Here is a 17,141-nt window from a genome sequence, read left to right as displayed (position 1 = left end):
GTGCGGCATGCACCCTGTCGCGCGGCTTCGGAGAAGATCCACATGAACCGGAATACGAAGAGCGGTGCCGTGCGCGCCGTGGCCGCCGGCGCGCGGCGCCGCGCATTGCGCGCGATCGCGGGCTCGGTGCTCGCGTTGGGCGCGACCCTCGGCGCGGGCGCACCCGCATTCGCGGCCGATGCGCCGGCGGCCGTCACGCGCGTCGCGATGCTCGTGCAATTGCGCGGCCCGAACCTGAAGATCGACGAACGCATCGTCCAGCATCTCGGCGAACGCGGTTACACGGTGCGCCTGGTCGACGAATCGGCGACACCCGACGCGGCGCGCGACGCCGACCTGGTCGTGATTTCGTCCACGGTGTCGTCGAAGAACGTGCGGCCCGGCTGGCGCACGCTCGACAAGCCGCTCGTGACCTGGGAAAACGACCTGCTCGACGATCTCGCGATGACGGGCAAGCGCCACGACGTCGACTTCGGCGAAACGGGCAAGGAGCGCTACCTGTGGCTCGTCAACGCGCCGCACCCGATTGCGGCCGGGCTGCCGGCCGGCGCGACGAACGTGTACGGCAAGCAGGCGCCGATGAGCTGGGGCAAGCCGGGGCTCGGCGCGATCACGATCGCGACCGTGTACGGTCAACCCGACAAGGCTGCGATCTTCGCGTACGAGAAGGGCGCGACGATGGACTACGAATCGCTCGCGCCGGCGCGCCGCGTGATGTTCTTCCTCGACAACGACACGTTCGTGAACCTGTCGCCGGCCGGCATCGCGCTGTTCGATGCGGCGGTCGACTGGGCGGCCGGGCGGCGCTGAGACGCAGCGGCGCCGGTACGCACGCCGCTTACGCGGCCGGCGGCGGCGCGCGCCGTTGCGACGCTTCTTCGATCAGCCGCGCGAGCATCTGCGCCGGTTCCGACATCGTCCGCCGCGCGCGATGCACGAGCCCGATGTCGCGGTGAAACGTGTGGTGTCCGAGGTCGATCGCGCGCACGCCTGCCGGCCAGCGGCGATACACGGCGGTCTGCGGCACGATCGCGATGCCGACGCCGTTCTCGACCAGCTTGACGATCGCGTCGAGTTCGTCGAGTTCACAGGTTTCGCGCACCGCGATATGCATCTTGCGCAGGAAGCGATCGACCTGCCGGCCGCCGAACGACGCGCGGTCGTAACGGACAAACGGTTCGCTCGCGAGCAGCGCGGCCCAATCCTTGCCCTTGACGTTGCGCGGCACGATCAGCCGGAACGGCTCCTGCACGAGCGTCGTCCAGTGCAGGTCGCTCTGCAACGCAAACGGCGGCCGGATGATCGCGGCCATGTCGATCTCGCCCGCATCGACCCGGTTGACCAGCTCGATCGACAGCCCCGGTATCACGCGCGTCCGGCATGCCGGGTGGCGATGATGGAAATCGGCCAGTGCGGCCGGCAGCAGCGCGCTCTGCACCGACGCGATCGCGCCGATCGTCACGCGCACGGCGGCCGGCGAGCCGGGCGTCGTCGAACTCAGGTTTTCGTAAAGACGGATCAGCTCCTGCGCCTGGCCGAGCACGTGATCGCCCATCTCGTTCAGGCGCGCCGACCGGCCTTGCCGGTCGAACAGCGCAAAGCCGAGTTCGGCTTCGAGGCGCTGCATCTGCGCGCTCACGGCTGCCTGCGTCAGCCCGATGCGGTTGCTGGCCGCGGCGAACGTGCCTTCCCGGGCGACGGCGACGAGGGTTTTCAGCTCGCGGATCATTCATCAATTCCGTTTGTGAATCGGGAAATTATATATTGATTTAATTTTTGATCGGCGGTGGCTATCATGGCCCGTATTCGCACCGGGCGATCGTTCATTCACGAGGCATCCATGAGTCTTTCACCGTTTCATCTGGCGATTCCTGTCCACGATCTGGCCGCCGCGCGCGACTTCTACGGCCGGGTGTTCGGGCTGGAGGAGGGGCGCTCGAGCGCGCAATGGGTCGACTTCGATTTCTACGGGCACCAGCTCGTGATTCACGCGCATCCGAAAACGGCATCGCAGGACAGCGCACATACGAACGCGGTCGACGGTCACGACGTGCCGGTGCCGCATTTCGGGATCGTGCTCGACTGGCCGAGCTGGGAGGCGCTGGCCGAGCGGCTGAAATCGTTCGGCGTGGCATTCGCGATCGAGCCGTATGTGCGGTTTAAGGGGCAGGTCGGCGAGCAGGCGACGATGTTCCTGTTCGATCCGTGCGGCAATGCGCTCGAGTTCAAGGCGTTCCGCGACATCGGCCAGCTGTTCGCGAAGTGACGGAGCCGGCCGTCAGCGCCGATTGAAATTGGGTGCGAGAATGCGGCCTCGGGCCGGGGTGCGCGCACGCGCGCCGACCGGCGCCGCGCCGCACGGCATCCGTCCGTGCGCGCTGTTCTCCAAGGAACCCGTATGGACAGTCACATCGCTCCGGTGGAGCTGAAGAAAGCCTACCGTCTCCTCAACCACGGCCCGACCGTGCTCGTGTCGGCCCGGCACGACGGCGTCGACAACGTGATGGCCGCCGCCTGGGCGTGCGCGCTGGATTTCCTGCCGCCGAAGCTGACCGTCGTGCTCGACAAATCCGCGAAGACGCGCGAGCTCGTCGAGCGTAGCGGCACGTTCGTGATCCAGGTGCCGACGGCCGCGCAACTGCAGCTCACGCATGCGGTCGGCAGCCACAGTCTCGCGGAGCGGCCCGACAAACTGCGAGAGGCGGGCGTCACGCTGTTTGACGTCGAAGGCCACGACCTGCCGTTCGTCGCCGGGTGCTCGGGCTGGCTCGCCTGCCGGCTGATTCCCGAACCGCACAACCAGCAGACCTACGACCTGTTCATCGGCGAGGTGGTTGGCGCGTGGTCCGACACGCGCGTGTTCCGCGACGGCCACTGGTATTTCGAATCGGCCGATCCCGCGCTGCGCAGCCTGCACTACATCGCGGGCGGCAATTTCTATGCGATCGGCGAATCGCTGCACGTCGACCCGGACGCGCAGTAAGCCGCAGTAAGCCTCGGGCGGGCTTCCTGTCCGCCTCGGAGCGCGCGATTCACGCGCGCTTTTTCAATTCCGCGAGCATCGTTTCGGCGAACGCCTGCGCGACGCGCGGCAGCGTGCGCCCGCGCTTCGTGACGAGCGCGATCGGCCGCACGAACGCGGGATCGTCGATCGGTTTCACGACCAGGTCGGGCTCGGCGCGCACCTCGCGCGCGGTCGCGGGCAGGATCGTCACACCGAGGCCGCCGCGCACCATCGCGACGGCCGTCATCATGTAGGTCGGCTCGCACGCGATCTCGGGCGTGCAGCCGGCCGCTTCCAGCGCGGCATCGACGACGCTGCGTACGCTGGTGCCCTGCGCGGTGAGCACGAGCGGCACGCCCGCGACGTCGGCGGTGCGCACGCGGCGCTTGCGCGCGAGCGGATGATCCTTCGGGCATACGGCGACGAGCCGGTCGGCGCCCGCATACAGCACTTCCAGCGACGCATCGAACGTGTCGCCGCCCGTCAGCCCGAGATCGGCTTCCTCGTTGCGCACCAGCGCGGTGACGAGGCTCGCGACGCCGTCGCGGATCTCGAAGCCCGCGCGCGGCACGTCGCGCCGGAACGACTGGATCAGCTCCGGCAGCAGGCTCGACGCGAAAGTCGGCAGGCACGCGAGCCGCACCGTGCCGCTCGCGCCTTCGCCGAGCGCGCGCGCATCGCGCAGCACGCGCTCCATGTCGTCGAGCGAACGTTGCAGCAGCGGCAGCAGCTCGCGCCCGGTCTGCGTGAGCGCGACGCTGCGGCTGTTGCGGTCGAACAGCCGCGCGCCGACGATTTCCTCGAGCCGACGGATCTGCACGGTCAGCGCCGGCTGCGACAGGTGCAGCCGCGCGGCCGCACGCGTGAAGTTGCCGGCGTGCGCGACGGTGACGAAAGCGCGGATGTCGCGAAGATTCAGATCCATAATCGTTCGTGATTGTTGCGATCAAATCATTTCAATTGTGCTATTGCTGCGCCGACCTTACGCTCGTCTCCAACAAAAGACAAGGTAGGAGACACGGATGCTGCCGTTACTCGGGCTTGGCACGATCGTCGTGCTGCTGGCCGCGATTCTGTCGAAGCGGATGTCGCCGCTCGTCGCGCTGATCCTCGTGCCGATCGCCGCGTCGCTGATCGGCGGCTTCGGGCTGCACACCAGCAAGTTCGTCGTCGACGGGCTGAAGGGGCTTGCGCCCGTCGTCGGCATGTTCGTGTTCGCGATCCTGTATTTCGGGACGATCACCGACGCCGGCACGCTCGACCCGATCATCGACCGCATCCTGCGCGCGGTCGGCACGCGGCCGACACGCATCGTGATGGGCACGACGCTGCTCGCGCTGCTGATCCACCTCGACGGCTCGGGTGCCGTCTGCTTTCTCGTGACGATTCCCGCCGTGCTGCCGCTGTACGACCGGCTGAAGATGGATCGGCGCGTGCTGGCCGCGGCGGTGTCGATGGCCGCGGGCATCAACTTCCTGCCGTGGACGGGGCCGATGATTCGCGCGTCGGCGTCGCTGCACCTGCCGGTGTCGGCGCTGTTCAATCCGCTGATTCCGGTCCAGGCGATCGGGCTCCTGTTCGTGTTCGGCGTCGCGTACTGGCTCGGGCGGCGCGAGGAGAAGCGGCTCGGCCTGTCGCGCGACGATGCGTCGATCCCGCTGCCGACGCGCGAACTGACGCCCGACGAGCAGGCGCTGCGCCGGCCCCACCTGTTCTGGTTCAACCTCGTGCTGACGCTCGTCGTGCTCGGCACGATGGTCGTGATGGGCGAGAAGATCCCGCCCGCGATCATGTTCATGGTCGGGCTGTGCATCGCGCTGATGGTGAACTATCCGGACGTCGACATGCAGAGGAAGCGGATCGACGCGCATGCGCGCGCCGCGCTGATGATGGCCGGCATCCTGCTCGCGGCCGGCGTGTTCACGGGGATCATGCAGGGCAGCGGGATGCTGAAGGCGATGGCGCAGGCGGCGGTCGGCTTCGTGCCACCGTCGATGGCCGGCCATATCCCGGTGGTGCTCGGCTTCGCGTCGATGCCGCTCAGCATGCTGTTCGATCCCGATTCGTTCTACTTCGGCGTGCTGCCGGTGATCGCGGAAGTAGCCGGCCAGCTCGGCGTGCCGGCCGTGCAGGTCGGCCAGGCAGCATTGCTCGGCCAGATGACGACGGGGTTTCCGGTCAGCCCGCTGACGCCCGCGACGTTCCTCGTCGTCGGACTGTGCGGGATCGAGCTGGCCGAGCATCAGAAGTTCACGTTCCCGCTGCTGTTCGGCGCCTCGATCGTGATGACGATCGCGTGCGTCGTGCTGGGCATCTTTTGATTTTTTCCGGCGGCGACGCCCGCCGGATCACGGTACGAACATGACAGCAAAGCAACCTCGTCAAAGCGTGCGCATCGGCGCGGGCGCCGGCTACTCGGGCGACCGGATCGAGCCGGCGGTCGAACTCGCCGAACACGGGCAGCTCGACTATCTCGTCTTCGAATGCCTGGCCGAACGCACGATCGCGATCGCGCAGCAGGCGCGGCGCACCGACCCGGCGCTCGGCTACGATCCGCTGCTCGACGCGCGGATGCGCGCCGTGCTGCCGGTCGCGGTGCCGAAGGGCGTGCGGATCGTGTCGAACATGGGCGCGGCAAACCCGCGCGCGGCGGCGCGGCGCACCGCGCAGATCGCGCAATCGCTCGGCATCGCGCCGCTGAAGGTTGCGGCGGTCGAAGGCGACGACGTGCTCGACGTCGTGCTGCGCGGCGCGTTCCGCTTCGAGGAGTCGGGCGACGAAGTCGCCGCGTATCGCGAGCGCATCGTGTCGGCGAACGCCTATCTCGGCGCCGCGCCGATCGTCGACGCGCTCGCGGCCGGCGCGGACGTCGTGTTGACCGGGCGCGTCGCCGATCCTTCGCTGTTCGCCGCACCGCTGATCCACGCGTTCGGCTGGCGGATGGACGACTGGGACACACTCGGGCAGGCGACCGTCGTCGGCCATCTGCTCGAATGCGCGGGGCAGGTGACGGGCGGGTATTTCGCCGATCCCGGCTACAAGGACGTGCCGAATCTTGCGCGGCTCGGGTTCCCGATCGGCGAAGTCGCGGCCGACGGCTCGGTCGTGATCACGAAGGTGCCGCACGCGGGCGGCCGCGTGAGCGCGGCGACCTGCAAGGAACAATTGCTCTACGAGATCCACGATCCGGCGCGGTATCTGCAGCCCGACGTCGTCGCGGATTTCACGCGCGTGGCCGTCGCGGAAGAAGCGTCGGACCGCGTGCGCGTGACGGGCGGGCGCGGCACCGCGCGGCCCGACACGCTGAAGGTGTCGGTGGCGTACGTCGACGGCTATATCGGCGAGGGCCAGATTTCATACGGCGGCCCGGGCGCGCTGCAACGCGCGCGCCTTGCGCTCGACATCGTTCGCGAGCGGCTGGCGCTGACCGGCGTCGCCGCGACCGAGTTGCGCTTCGACCTGATCGGCGTCGATTCGCTGTACGGCGACGCGACGCCGGCCGTGCGCGGCGAGCCGGCCGAAGTGCGCGTGCGGGTGGCGGGGCGCGCGGCGAGCGCCGCCGAAGCGGCGCGGATCGGCAACGAAGTCGAGACGCTCTATACGAACGGGCCGGCCGGCGGCGGCGGCGCGTTCAAGTCGACGCGCGAGGTGATCGCCGTGCAGTCGGTGCTGCTGCCGCGCACGGCCGTGACGCCGTCGTTTTCATTCGTGGAGGCATGATGCAACTGCGTGAACTCGCGCATGCGCGCACCGGCGACAAGGGCAATACGCTGAACGTATCGGTCATCTGCCGCGATCCGCGTCATTACGACCATCTGCGCGCGCATCTCGATGCGGAGGCGGTGAAGGCGTGGCTCGCGGGCATCGTGCACGGCGACGTCGCGCGCTACGAATTGCCGGCGCTCGCGGCCTTCAATTTCGTGCTGCGCGATGCGCTCGGCGGCGGCGTGACGCGCTCGCTCGCGCTCGATGCGCACGGCAAGTCGGTCAGCTCGGCGCTGCTGGCGATCGACGTACCCGACCCGGCATGACGGCGCACGCCGCCGCCGGGCCGCGCGCACGCGCTCAGGGAATCAGCAGCTCGCGACGCCCGTCCGCGTGCTCGATGCGCTCGCCGGCGATCTGCAGGCGCTGATCCTTCCGATAGTCGTAGACCGCGCGCGATGCGGCGAGCTGGTCGAAATCGAGTTCGACCGTGTGGCGCGATTCGGTGTTGCCGGCTTCGAAGATCAGGTTGCCGAACGGATCGGCCGCGAGGCTGCCACCCGCGAACACGACGTCGTGCGTGCTGTCGCCGACGCGGTTGGCCACCACCGCGAACACCTGGTTTTCCATCGCGCGGGCCGATACCGACGTGCGGTGGACCGCGCGGTACGGCTCCATGTTGCCGTCGGTCACGAGAATCAATTGCGCGCCGAGCATGGCCAGCGCGCGGCCGGGTTCGGGGAATTCGCTGTCGTAGCAGATCAGCAGGCCGATCCGCACGCCGCGCCATTCGACGGTCGCATAGCGGTCGCCGGGCAGCACGACGCCGTGCTCGCTCACCCACAGATGCGTCTTGCGATAGCGCAGCGCGATGCCGTCCGGCGTCACGAACACGGTCGTGTTGTAGAAGCGGCCGCCGTCGTTCTCGATCAGCCCGACCACGACCCCGACGTCGCGCGCCCGCGCCGCCGCGATCACCGCGCCGACGCTCGGGCCGTCGAGCGGCTCGGCGACTTCGGCGAGATTGGACGGATCGAGGAAGCCGGTGAGCTGCGCTTCCGGGAACATCACGATGTCGGTGCCGGGCGCGCAGGTCGCGATCGCTTCGAGCGTGCGCTGCAGGTTGTAGTGCGTGTCGCCGTCGCGGCCGGCGAGCTGCACGATGTCGAGCTTCAGTTTCATGGGCGATTTCGGTGGCTGTGGCCCGTCGCGGCAGGCGACGGAACGGTTGAAAACAGGCCCCAGTATGCGCCGAAGCCCATGGTTTCCCATCCCGCCGACGCGTTAACCCGTCGGGGGTATTGATCTCTGCGCCCGCCACTGCGCCGGCCGCCGATTTGTGCCTGACAGGCACATAAATTGTGTCAAAACCGGCCGCGATTCGCGCCCGGGCCTTCCGTTAATCTAGCGTCCACCGGTCGCCCCGGCCGGCTTCGATGCCGTTCGCCGGTTCGGCCGGCGCACCGACTTGTTCCCGTCCGGAAAGAGACACGACCCGCAGCGTACGTGGCGCGTCCGGTGCGACAGATAGACAACAAAGGAAAAATCATGGGTGGAGACGATTCCCGACGGGCGTCCGCACGCGCGGCGTTCAGGACCTTTTGCGTATCCGGTCTGGGTACCGCGCTGGAGTTCTACGATTTCGTGATCTACGGGATGGCGGCCGCGCTGGTGTTCCCGCAGGTCTTCTTTCCGTCGCTGGATCGCCTGACCGCGACGCTCGTCGCGTTCGGCGCATTCGGCGCGGGTTTTCTCGCACGCCCGGTCGGCGGCGTGCTGTTCGGCCATTTCGGCGACCGCTTCGGGCGCGAGCGCGTGCTCGTCACGACACTGCTGCTGATGGGCGCGAGTTCGCTGCTGATCGGCTGCCTGCCAGGTTATGCGTCGATCGGCGTCGCCGCGCCGATCCTGCTGATCGCGCTGCGTCTCGTGCAGGGGCTCGCCGCCGGCGGCGAATGGGGCGGCGCCGCGCTGTTCGGGATCGAGGTCGCGCCGCCGGGCCAGCGCGGGCTGTGGGGCAGTTTCACGAGCATGGGGATCGGCGTCGGCGGAATCTTCGGCGACGTCGTGTTCGCGGGCGTGAGCACGGCGTTCAACGACGACCTGTCGGGCATCGCGTGGCGCATCCCGTTCTGGATCGGCGGGCTGCTGGTGCTGGTCGGGCTGTATGCGCGGCTGCAGGCCGGCGCGCACCGGCAGGCGGTGCCCGTCGCGCATGCGCGCATGCCGATCGTCGACGCGCTGCGCCGGCGCCCGCGCGAGCTGCTGCTGTGCGCGGGAATCGCGTTCGGCTACATCACGATCGCGTATATCGGCAGCACATTCTTTCTCGCGTATGCGACCGACATCGGCTACGGCAGCACACAGGCGCTGATGTTCGATCTCGCGCTGTCGGTGTCGATCGTGGTGTCCGCGCCGTTGTTTGCGCACCTGTCCGACCGCATCGGCCGCCGCACCGTGATGATCGCCGGCGCGGCGTTGATGACGGCCGGCCTGTTCGCGTTCTTTCCGCTCGTCGCGACGAAGAGCATGCCGCTCGCGGTGATCGCGTATGCGGTTGCCGGCGGCTGCATGGGCGCGACGCAAGGGCCGATCCCCGCGTTTCTCGGCGAGCAGTTCCCGCGCGAGATGCGTTATTCGGGCATCTCGGCCAGCTACCAGATCGGCGCGGCGCTCGGCGGCGGCACCGCATCGAGCGCGGCGACCGCGATCCTGATCGTGACGCATCACAACGCGTTCGCGGTCGGCCTGTACGGCGCGCTGGCGCTCGCGATCGTCGCGATCTGTTCTTACTTCCTGAAGGAAACGGCCGGGCTGAGCATGGCCGAAATCGATGCAGGGGAACCCGCGGCGACGGGCAGCGCGGTCGCAAAGCGCGCCGGTGCGCGCGGCTAGGTCGAAGCATTCGGCGACGACAAGCACATCAAATCAAATCAAATCGACAGGGGACGGAGATTGAACCGCAGTAAATCATGGGTATGGCTGGGCGTCTTGATGGCCTGGCACACGGCGGCGCATGCGCAGTCCAGCGTGAGCCTGTACGGCATCATCGACGCAGGCGTGACGGCGGTCAGCAATGCGGGCGGCTCGCGGCTCGTGAAGTTCGGCGACGGCGTGTCGTATGCGAACCGCTGGGGGCTGAAGGGCACGGAGGATCTCGGCGGCGGGCTGTCGACGGTGTTCGCGCTCGAAGGCGGGTTCCGCCTCGGCACGGGCGCGATGACGCTCGGCGGCGCCGAGTTCGGGCGGCAGGCGTACGTCGGGCTGAAGGGGCCGTGGGGCACGCTGTCGTTCGGCGACCAGCTCGACATGACCAACGAGATGGTGTCGAACTACAACATCTCCGGCTGGGCGAGCGGCTATGCGATCCACCAGGGCGACTTCGACCGCTTCAACGGCGATCGCCTGCCGAACGCGGTCAAGTTCCTGTCGAACGAGTTCGGCGGGTTCCGTTTCGGCGGGATGGTTTCGTTCGGCAACGTCGCCGGCGATTTCCATCGCAACAGCGCATACAGCGCTGGCGCGCACTTCGCGCGCGGCGCGTTCGAGATCGGCGCGGCGTATACGCAGCTCAACGATCCGTCGGGCATCTACGCGTTCGATCCGTACGCGATGATCGGCGCGCACACGTTCCTCGGCAAGCAGACCGTGAGCGTCGATCCGGCGACCGGCGCCGTGACCGATCCCTACGCGGGCACGCCGTTCGCGGTCGACAAGCAGGGCACGTTCGGCGTCGGCGCGAGCTATGTGATCGGCAAGGTCACGCTGATGGGCAACTACTCGACTACGACGATCAAGGGTTACGGCAACACGTCGCACATGCAGGTCGGCGAGGGCGGCGCGAACTGGCAGGTCACGCCCGCGCTGAGCGCGATCGGCGGCTACCAGTACACGACGTTCGAAGGTCATCACTGGAACCAGGCGTCGGCGGCGCTGCATTACCTGCTGTCGAAGCGCACCGACGTGTATGTATCGGGCGACTGGCTGAAGGCGTCGAGCGGCGTCGATCCGGTGATCGGCTACAGCTTCGCGCCGTCGACGCGGTCGGTGCAGGCCGACGTGCGCGTCGGGATGAAGCATTCGTTTTGACGCGTGGTGGGGAGGTCGCGCTGCCGCGAGACATGACGCAGTAAAAAACGCCGGCCTTTTCGCAAGGCCGGCGTGTGTCGTAAACGGCGCGAGCATGACTGCATTCGGCAGCGACTGCGCGACCGGCGCCGCGTGTGCCCGGACGACGCATCGGCCGCGAGACGGCTAACCGTCGATCAGCGCCCAGTCGAACAACTCGCTGCGCGTGCGCACGCCGAGCTTCGCGAATGCGCGCTTCACGTAGGTCTCGGCGGTCGAGTGACGGATGTCGAGCAGCGTCGCGGCGTCCGGCACCGAGCGGCCGCTCAGCAACAGCTTGCAGATCTCCTGCTCGCGGCGTGACAGCCGCACGCCCTGGCGCGCGATGCGCGCATCGAAGCCGTGGTGCGACGGCGCAGGGCCGGCTGCCGGCGCGATGCGGCGCGCGGCGCACGAGCGCGCATGCATTTCGAGCAGCGGAAACAGCAGGTCGGCCATCTGCCGCAGGTGGAACAGCTCACTGCGGCTGAACGCGGCCTGGTCGGTCGAGCGCGTGACCGACAGCGCGTACTGGATGTTCGCGTTGCCGTGCACGAGCATGCATTCCTGCGTGACGCGCTGTTCGTCGAAGAAGCGCCGGCGGAAATCGCCGTCGGGCAGGCCGCCGACGTGCCGCTGCAGCAGCACCGTGCCGGTCGTGCCGCGCACGGGTTCGACGAGCGGATCGGTCTGCCAGAAATCGCGGTAGTACGCATCCATCAGCGCGCACAGTTCCTGATAGCGGTCGCCCCAGCTTCCGAGCCATTCGATCAGGTAGCCCGACGCGGCGCCCGGGTCGGGCCGCCAGCGCTCGAGGTGGATCGCGTCGGTGACGAGGCTCTCGTTGACGAAGCGGGCGACAGCGTCGGCGAACCCGGTGGTGCCGGCCGCCCGGATCGCATTGCCGAGCGTCTGCGGCCGCACGCCGATGACGGGGCCGCCGTGGCCGGGTGGAGCGGGGGGAGCGAGGTGCATGGAAGGTGCCCGCGAAGCTGAACGATACGCGGACGTTACGCGAGCCGCGCGCGCACGTCAGCCGGGGATTGCCCGTGCCTCGACCGACGCGCGGCGATGGCGTGACGCGTTACGCATCGGTCTGCGCCTTCAGGAACAACGAGAACAGCTCCGACTGCGAATTGATCGCGAGCTTCGCGTAGATGTTGCGCCGGTGCACTTTCACCGTTTCCGCCGAGATCGCCAGCTTGTTCGCGACTTCCTTGTTCGAGCGGCCGCTCAGGATCAGGCGGATCACGTCGAGTTCGCGCGCGGTGAGCGGCGTGCCGAGCCGCGCCATCGCGTGCTCGAAGCCGTCCTGCGCACCGGCCCGGCGCGGCGGCGCGGGGTCGGCGCTCGTGTGCTCGAACGCGAGGCGCTGGCGCATCAGCCCGGCCACCCACGGGCGGATCACGTCGAGCAGCGCCACCTGTTCGGGGCCGAAGCGCCGCTTGCTGCCGAGCGACAGGCACAGCGTGCGCGTGTCGTCGAGCACGACGTTGAACTGCACTTCGTCCTCGACGACGTTGTGCGTGAAATAGAGCGTGTAGTACTCGGTGTCGCGAAAGCATTCGGGCGCGACGTCGGACAGCCGGAACAGGCCGCTTTTCGGCGCTTCGCGGTTCGCGATGTAGAACGGGTCCAGCAGGTACAGGCCCTGCACGTAGTCGCGGAACAGCGGGTCGGGGCCGCCGCCTTCGTACGCGCATTCGGCGAACACCTGCGGCCGGCCGTCGTCGAACATCAGCGCGACCCAGCTGTCGAGCGCGACGTATTCGTCGATCAGCCGCGTCAGCGACAGCCAGAAGCCCGGCTGGTCGAGCGACTCGATGAGCCGCCCGACCGAGCGGTGCCAGGCGACGTCCTGCAAGGTCAGGTTCATGCGTGTATCCGTGGCGAGGGCCGGCCGATGCGCGCTTGCGAGGCCGCGCCGTGCGTATACGCTACGGGCTCGCGGGCGCATTTCCGCATGCATCGAACGGATCCTGGAATGAAGAACGAGATCGTAACGCCGGCCGGCGCGAATGGCGAGGCCGTGTGCCGCCGCCGGTTCGCGGCAATCGCCGGGCGCATCGCGCTGGCGTGCATCGGCGCAGTGGCCGCACTGCCGGCCGCCGCCGCGCCGCCTGCGTCCTGCGACGACCAGTTGACGCAACTGATCGTGCCGGCGCTGCGGCAGACCGTGATGGACCGGCGCGCGATCCGCGCCGACGTGGACGAGCGCGAAGGCGACACCTATCGCATCCGCCTGTTCGTCACGCCGCCTCATTCGGGCACCCCGAATCGCGAAGCGACGATCGGCTGGGTGACGCTCGATACGCATGCGATGCGCGCGCTCGACGTCACGCGCGATCCCGATCGTCCGGACGTGCTGGCGATCGACCGGCGCGCATTGTCGCGTTTCGTGTCGACGTGTGCTGCGCCGGCCGCGTCCACCCGCGACGCCGTCGATTGCGATGCGCTGGACCGCCGCGCGCAGGCGCAGGGCGATTACGTGATGGGCAGTGACGCGGGCCGTGTCGTGACGGGCAAGGGGCGCTTGCCGTTCTATTCCGCGCCGGATGACGCATGCCGGATCGACGGGCTGTTCGTCGTCGAGCATGACCGGGTCGATGCGCGCGCCGAATACGGCCGCTTCACGTCGGTCGTCTATCTGAATCCGCGCACGAAAGGCACTGCCGAAGGGTGGGTGCAAACCGCGCGGCTGAAGCCGGACGGCACCGGCATCGCGCCGCGGCAGCCGTGATCGCGCGTACCCTGCACGGCATACTTCTTCAATCCGATCGAATCGAACCTTCACCATGACCGTCCAGCCCCGGAAAAAACGTCCCAGGCCGTCCGTCGCTTCGCTCGCCGCACTGACCGCGCTCGCGGTGCTCACGGCGCTCTCCGCGCTGTCGCCCGTGTACGCGGCCGATCCTGCGCATCCCGAGCGTCAGTTGAACACGTTCATCCACGACAACTACGGCAAGTGGCGCGCAGACCGCAAGGGCTGGCAGTCGGACGGCGACGATTTCATCTACGCGTCGTGCGGATCGCTGCGCGTCGCGACCGCCGACGGCCCGCGTGTCCTGCTCGCGATGTGCGGCGAGACCGAAGCGGCCGTGCAGAACGGGATGCCGGGCATGGATTCGGACGGCACGGGCGGCACGATCGATCTGTACGTGCTGAAGCCGACCGCGGACGGCAACGCGCTCGAACCGGTCGTGAAGAAGACGGAGATCGCGTCGGGCAAGCGCGGCGAACCGGGCACTGTGCATATCGAGCGGCTGGGGCCGCACCTGTTCGGGTTCGTCATCGGCGACGGAATCACGCTGCAGGGTTATACGCAGGCAAGCCGGTCGATCTGGTTGCCTTACGGCAATGCGATCGTCGAAGCGGCGCCGCGCATCAACGAAGCGCTCGACAACACGGGGTCGCTCGATTGCGGGAACGCGAAATCGCATTGCGAGAGCCGCACGTTCGCGATCGCGCCCGACACGACGGGCGCCGGCGACGTCTATCCACTGACGGTGACGGAAACGGGCACGCGCGGCGACAAGGAGATCCACGCGCGCTACACGGTGAAATTCGACGCGGCGCGTGGCCGCTACGTCGTGCCGAAGGTGCTGCGCGAAGGGTATTGAGCCCGCGCGCAACGGAAACGGGCGGCGTTGCGCCGCCCGCGCGTCATACGTACAGGTAGCGCACGAGGTGGAAGAACACCGGCGCGGCGAAGCAGATCGAATCGACGCGATCGAGCATCCCGCCGTGGCCCGCGATCATCGAGCCCCAGTCCTTCGTGCCGAGCGAGCGCTTGACCGCCGACAGCACGAGGCCACCGACGAAGCCCGCGATCACGATCGCGAGCGAGATCCCGAACGCCGCGCCGAAGCTGAACGGCGTCACGCGATACAGCGAGGCGCCGCACAGCGTCGCGAGCAGGCCGCCGCCGATGAAGCCCTCGACCGTCTTCGACGGCGACAGCTGCGGCGCGATCTTGCGGCGTCCGAACAGCTTGCCGACCACGTACTGCAGCACGTCGCTGATCTGCACGACGAACAGGAAGAAGAACAACAGCAGCGCGTTCTGCCCCGTGTAGTGCGGAATGTCGAGGATCAGCACGGCCGGCGCATGGCTCAGCCCGTACACGCACACCATCAGCGCCCAGTTGATCTTCGCGTTGCGGCTCAGGAACTCGCGCGTGTCCTGCGTGAGCGCCGACACGAGCGACATCGCGAAGAACAGGTGCACCGGCACGAAGATCGAATACATCCCGTACCAGTTGATCGCGAGCAGCAGGTACTGCACGGGAATCGCGATGAAGAACGCGATGAAGAGCGTCGTGTGGTCGCTCGCGGTGGTCGGCGTGAGCGTGATGAATTCGCGCAGCGTCAGGTACGACAGCACCGCGAATACGAGGTAGGTGACGTTGTTGCCGAGGCCGATCGCGATGGCCATGATCGCGATCATCGCCCACCACGCGCGGATGCGCTGGTTCAGGTTGACGATGGTCGCGCTCGTGCCGCCGCTGCGCGCGCCGAGGATCGCGCCGATCACGGTCGCGACGACGAGCACGCCCGTCACGCCCGCGACCAGTTCCCAGAAGAGAGTTCGCATGTGGTTATCCGGAAAAGGGAGAGGAGGGCGCCGCGTTCAGCCTGCGGGCCGCTGCGGCGCGAGCGCGACGACCGCGTCGCGCATGCGGGCGAGGAACGTCGGCTTGTCCTCCTGCGCGCCGAGCGCGTCGTTCGCGCCGAAGTGCACCTTGCAGATCAGCGGCACGGGCCAGATCGCGCCCTTCGGCATGATGCGCTGCAGGTTCTCGAGGTAGACGGGCGCGAGCGCGACGTTCGGAAACTCGGTCGCGAGATGGAACAGCCCGCTCTTGAACGGCTGCGGCAGCACGTCGGCGCCGCGCGTGCCTTCCGGAAAGATGATGATCGAATGGCCTTGCCGCAGCGCGTCGCGCACCGGTTCGAGCGGGTCGCCGCCGGATTCGCGGTGGCGGTCGATCAGCACGACGTTCAGCAGCTTCTGCGCGATGTGGCGCTTCATGTCGCTGCTGTCCCAGTAGTCGCGCGCGGCGACCGGCCGCACGACCGCGCGCACGTCGCGCGGCAGCGCGGCGAGGATCGCGAGCGTGTCGATGTGGCTCGTGTGGTTCGAGAAATAGATTTTCTGCGTCGGCGACGGCGGCGCCTGATGCCAGACCGGATACGCGCCGGCGACGAGCCGCACGATGGACAGCAGGAAATCGCGCTGCCAGACGTTGAAGATGTTCATCGGCGCGGCGCCCCCTGCTTGCATGCCCGGCCTGCCGCGCATGCGCGGCGGGCGGAATCCCGGAATGCCGGCGCGGCAGGACGCGCGCCGGACGGCTCTTGTTTAAATTTTTTCAAATTCGTGGCTGCCTGTCGCAGGTCCGCGATAATCGGACGATTCGCCGTCACACGCTGTGGCGTAGCGGCAAATGCGCCGGTCGGCGGCGTGATAATCGGCTGTTGCACGAGTGCCCGTTTGCAGTTCGAATGGATCTCGCTGCGCTCGGGCCAGCGGATTATCGCGAGTTTCCATGAAAAATGCCAGATTGGCGCCGCGCGCAGGCCGAGGCCGCGTGCTTGACGCATCGGGGCCGCTCGGCGACGATTAGGGCCGTCCATTGAAGGCCGACGAAGCTGTTTAGCCGCCCGGGGCAGTGCGGCGCAAACCGTGTCCGAATGAGCCGAACGAATAAAACGATGAGCCTCTACGCACTCAAACCCAAATTCCAGAATCGTCTGCGCCCGTTCGCGAATTCGCTCGCCGAACGTGGCGTCACTGCCAACCAGGTCACGCTGTTCGCGGCCGGCGGCTCGATCGTCGTCGGCGCGCTCGCCGGGCTCGGCGTGTTCGCCCGCGCGTTGTTCCTGCTGATTCCGCTGTGGCTGTTCGCGCGCATGGCGCTCAACGCGATCGACGGGATGCTCGCGCGCGAGCACGGGCAGAAGAGCACGCTCGGCGCCTACCTGAACGAGCTGGGCGACATCGTGTCCGACGTCGCGCTCGTACTGCCGTTCCTCGCCATTTCCGCGTTCGCTCCGGCGGACGTCTGGCTGTTCGCGCTGACGGCGGTCATCGTCGAATGCGCGGGGCTGATCGGGCCGCTCGTCGGCGCGAGCCGCCGTTACGACGGCCCGTTCGGCAAGAGCGACCGCGCGCTGGCCCTCGGCGCATTCGCGCTGTGGATCGGCCTCGGCCTGCCGGTCGGCAGCCTCGCCGCATGGTTGTGGCGCCTGCTGATCGTGCTGTCGATCGTGACGGTGGTGCGGCGCGTGCAGGCCGGCATCGCCGAAAAGGGCGGTTGACCCCC

At 68.1% G+C, this 17,141-nt stretch carries 19 protein-coding genes; 11 read left to right on the top strand and 8 right to left on the bottom strand.

Features of this window, described 5'->3' with window-relative positions; translation table 11 throughout:
• Positions 1 to 42 precede the first annotated feature (42 nt).
• Entirely contained in the window at positions 43 to 810 is a 768-nt protein-coding gene (locus tag BBJ41_RS05300; protein ID WP_069745622.1) for a hypothetical protein, read from the top strand.
• A 28-nt stretch (positions 811 to 838) separates the two neighbouring features.
• Here BBJ41_RS05300 and BBJ41_RS05295 read toward each other — a convergent pair whose 3' ends face one another.
• Positions 839 to 1,729: a LysR family transcriptional regulator gene (locus BBJ41_RS05295; RefSeq protein WP_069745621.1), complete on the bottom strand. Its 891-nt coding sequence runs from the start codon at positions 1,727 to 1,729 to the stop codon at positions 839 to 841.
• 111 nt (positions 1,730 to 1,840) lie between these two features.
• Between BBJ41_RS05295 and BBJ41_RS05290 the strand changes: the two genes are divergently transcribed.
• Both BBJ41_RS05290 and BBJ41_RS05285 read left to right on the top strand, forming a co-directional pair.
• Positions 1,841 to 2,266 (top strand): VOC family protein, encoded by a 426-nt coding sequence (locus BBJ41_RS05290; protein WP_069745620.1) that lies wholly within the window; start codon positions 1,841 to 1,843, stop codon positions 2,264 to 2,266.
• Between the two features lie 132 nt (positions 2,267 to 2,398).
• On the top strand, positions 2,399 to 2,983 hold the full coding sequence (locus tag BBJ41_RS05285) for a flavin reductase family protein (RefSeq protein WP_069745619.1): 585 nt from the start codon (positions 2,399 to 2,401) through the stop codon (positions 2,981 to 2,983).
• A 49-nt stretch (positions 2,984 to 3,032) separates the two neighbouring features.
• Here the strand turns inward: BBJ41_RS05285 and BBJ41_RS05280 are convergent, their stop codons facing one another.
• Entirely contained in the window at positions 3,033 to 3,929 is an 897-nt protein-coding gene (locus tag BBJ41_RS05280; protein ID WP_069745618.1) for a LysR family transcriptional regulator, read from the bottom strand.
• Positions 3,930 to 4,026: 97 nt separating this feature from the next.
• Between BBJ41_RS05280 and BBJ41_RS05275 the strand changes: the two genes are divergently transcribed.
• Genes BBJ41_RS05275 through BBJ41_RS05265 form a run of 3 tightly spaced genes read left to right on the top strand, consistent with a single transcriptional unit; the run spans position 4,027 to position 7,035 of the window.
• A complete protein-coding gene (locus tag BBJ41_RS05275) occupies positions 4,027 to 5,325 on the top strand; it encodes a CitMHS family transporter (protein ID WP_069745617.1) in 1,299 nt (432 codons plus the stop codon).
• 40 nt (positions 5,326 to 5,365) lie between these two features.
• Positions 5,366 to 6,724, top strand: coding sequence for an acyclic terpene utilization AtuA family protein (locus tag BBJ41_RS05270; RefSeq protein WP_069745616.1), 1,359 nt, complete (start codon positions 5,366 to 5,368; stop codon positions 6,722 to 6,724).
• Entirely contained in the window at positions 6,724 to 7,035 is a 312-nt protein-coding gene (locus BBJ41_RS05265) for an AtuA-related protein (RefSeq protein WP_069747594.1), read from the top strand. The genes BBJ41_RS05270 and BBJ41_RS05265 overlap by 1 nt, the downstream gene beginning before the upstream one ends.
• A gap of 34 nt (positions 7,036 to 7,069) precedes the next feature.
• On the opposite strand, the gene BBJ41_RS05260 is transcribed toward BBJ41_RS05265, so the two are convergent.
• Positions 7,070 to 7,891, bottom strand: coding sequence for a carbon-nitrogen hydrolase family protein (locus BBJ41_RS05260; RefSeq protein ID WP_069745615.1), 822 nt, complete (start codon positions 7,889 to 7,891; stop codon positions 7,070 to 7,072).
• 366 nt (positions 7,892 to 8,257) lie between these two features.
• Between BBJ41_RS05260 and BBJ41_RS05255 the strand changes: the two genes are divergently transcribed.
• Both BBJ41_RS05255 and BBJ41_RS05250 read left to right on the top strand, forming a co-directional pair.
• Positions 8,258 to 9,604, top strand: a complete 1,347-nt coding sequence (locus BBJ41_RS05255) for an MFS transporter (RefSeq protein ID WP_069745614.1) — start codon at positions 8,258 to 8,260, stop codon at positions 9,602 to 9,604.
• Positions 9,605 to 9,703: 99 nt separating this feature from the next.
• The gene (locus BBJ41_RS05250) at positions 9,704 to 10,798 is read left to right on the top strand and encodes a porin (RefSeq protein ID WP_069745613.1); all 1,095 of its coding nucleotides are present in this window, start codon (positions 9,704 to 9,706) and stop codon (positions 10,796 to 10,798) included.
• Positions 10,799 to 10,963: 165 nt separating this feature from the next.
• Here the strand turns inward: BBJ41_RS05250 and BBJ41_RS05245 are convergent, their stop codons facing one another.
• Positions 10,964 to 11,791 carry a helix-turn-helix transcriptional regulator gene (locus BBJ41_RS05245; RefSeq protein WP_069745612.1) on the bottom strand — a complete coding sequence of 276 codons (828 nt, stop codon included), beginning with the start codon at positions 11,789 to 11,791 and terminating at the stop codon, positions 10,964 to 10,966.
• Between the two features lie 109 nt (positions 11,792 to 11,900).
• Positions 11,901 to 12,692 carry a helix-turn-helix transcriptional regulator gene (locus BBJ41_RS05240; RefSeq protein ID WP_069745611.1) on the bottom strand — a complete coding sequence of 264 codons (792 nt, stop codon included), beginning with the start codon at positions 12,690 to 12,692 and terminating at the stop codon, positions 11,901 to 11,903.
• Positions 12,693 to 12,800: 108 nt separating this feature from the next.
• Here BBJ41_RS05240 and BBJ41_RS05235 point away from each other — a divergent pair, with 108 nt between their 5' ends.
• Together BBJ41_RS05235 and BBJ41_RS05230 are read left to right on the top strand one after the other, a co-directional pair.
• Positions 12,801 to 13,556 (top strand): hypothetical protein, encoded by a 756-nt coding sequence (locus tag BBJ41_RS05235; protein ID WP_236872053.1) that lies wholly within the window; start codon positions 12,801 to 12,803, stop codon positions 13,554 to 13,556.
• 55 nt (positions 13,557 to 13,611) lie between these two features.
• The gene (locus tag BBJ41_RS05230; protein WP_069745610.1) at positions 13,612 to 14,436 is read left to right on the top strand and encodes a topoisomerase IV; all 825 of its coding nucleotides are present in this window, start codon (positions 13,612 to 13,614) and stop codon (positions 14,434 to 14,436) included.
• A gap of 43 nt (positions 14,437 to 14,479) precedes the next feature.
• Here the strand turns inward: BBJ41_RS05230 and BBJ41_RS05225 are convergent, their stop codons facing one another.
• From BBJ41_RS05225 to BBJ41_RS38550, 3 genes are read right to left on the bottom strand one after another with little or no spacing between them, the layout of a single operon-like run.
• Complete coding sequence (locus BBJ41_RS05225; RefSeq protein ID WP_069745609.1) at positions 14,480 to 15,409, bottom strand: phosphatidate cytidylyltransferase; 930 nt, start codon at positions 15,407 to 15,409, stop codon at positions 14,480 to 14,482.
• A 36-nt stretch (positions 15,410 to 15,445) separates the two neighbouring features.
• The gene (locus BBJ41_RS05220) at positions 15,446 to 16,075 is read right to left on the bottom strand and encodes a lysophospholipid acyltransferase family protein (RefSeq protein WP_069747592.1); all 630 of its coding nucleotides are present in this window, start codon (positions 16,073 to 16,075) and stop codon (positions 15,446 to 15,448) included.
• Positions 16,072 to 16,419 (bottom strand): hypothetical protein, encoded by a 348-nt coding sequence (locus BBJ41_RS38550; RefSeq protein ID WP_236872052.1) that lies wholly within the window; start codon positions 16,417 to 16,419, stop codon positions 16,072 to 16,074. The genes BBJ41_RS05220 and BBJ41_RS38550 overlap by 4 nt, the downstream gene beginning before the upstream one ends.
• A gap of 111 nt (positions 16,420 to 16,530) precedes the next feature.
• On the opposite strand from BBJ41_RS38550, the gene BBJ41_RS05215 reads away from it, so the two are divergent.
• Entirely contained in the window at positions 16,531 to 17,136 is a 606-nt protein-coding gene (locus BBJ41_RS05215) for a CDP-alcohol phosphatidyltransferase family protein (protein ID WP_069745608.1), read from the top strand.
• Positions 17,137 to 17,141: the final 5 nt, after the last annotated feature.

Origin of the sequence: Burkholderia stabilis (assembly GCF_001742165.1) — a bacterium.
In the GTDB taxonomy this organism is placed as follows: domain Bacteria; phylum Pseudomonadota; class Gammaproteobacteria; order Burkholderiales; family Burkholderiaceae; genus Burkholderia; species Burkholderia stabilis.
This window is presented reverse-complemented; position numbering and strand designations above follow the sequence as displayed.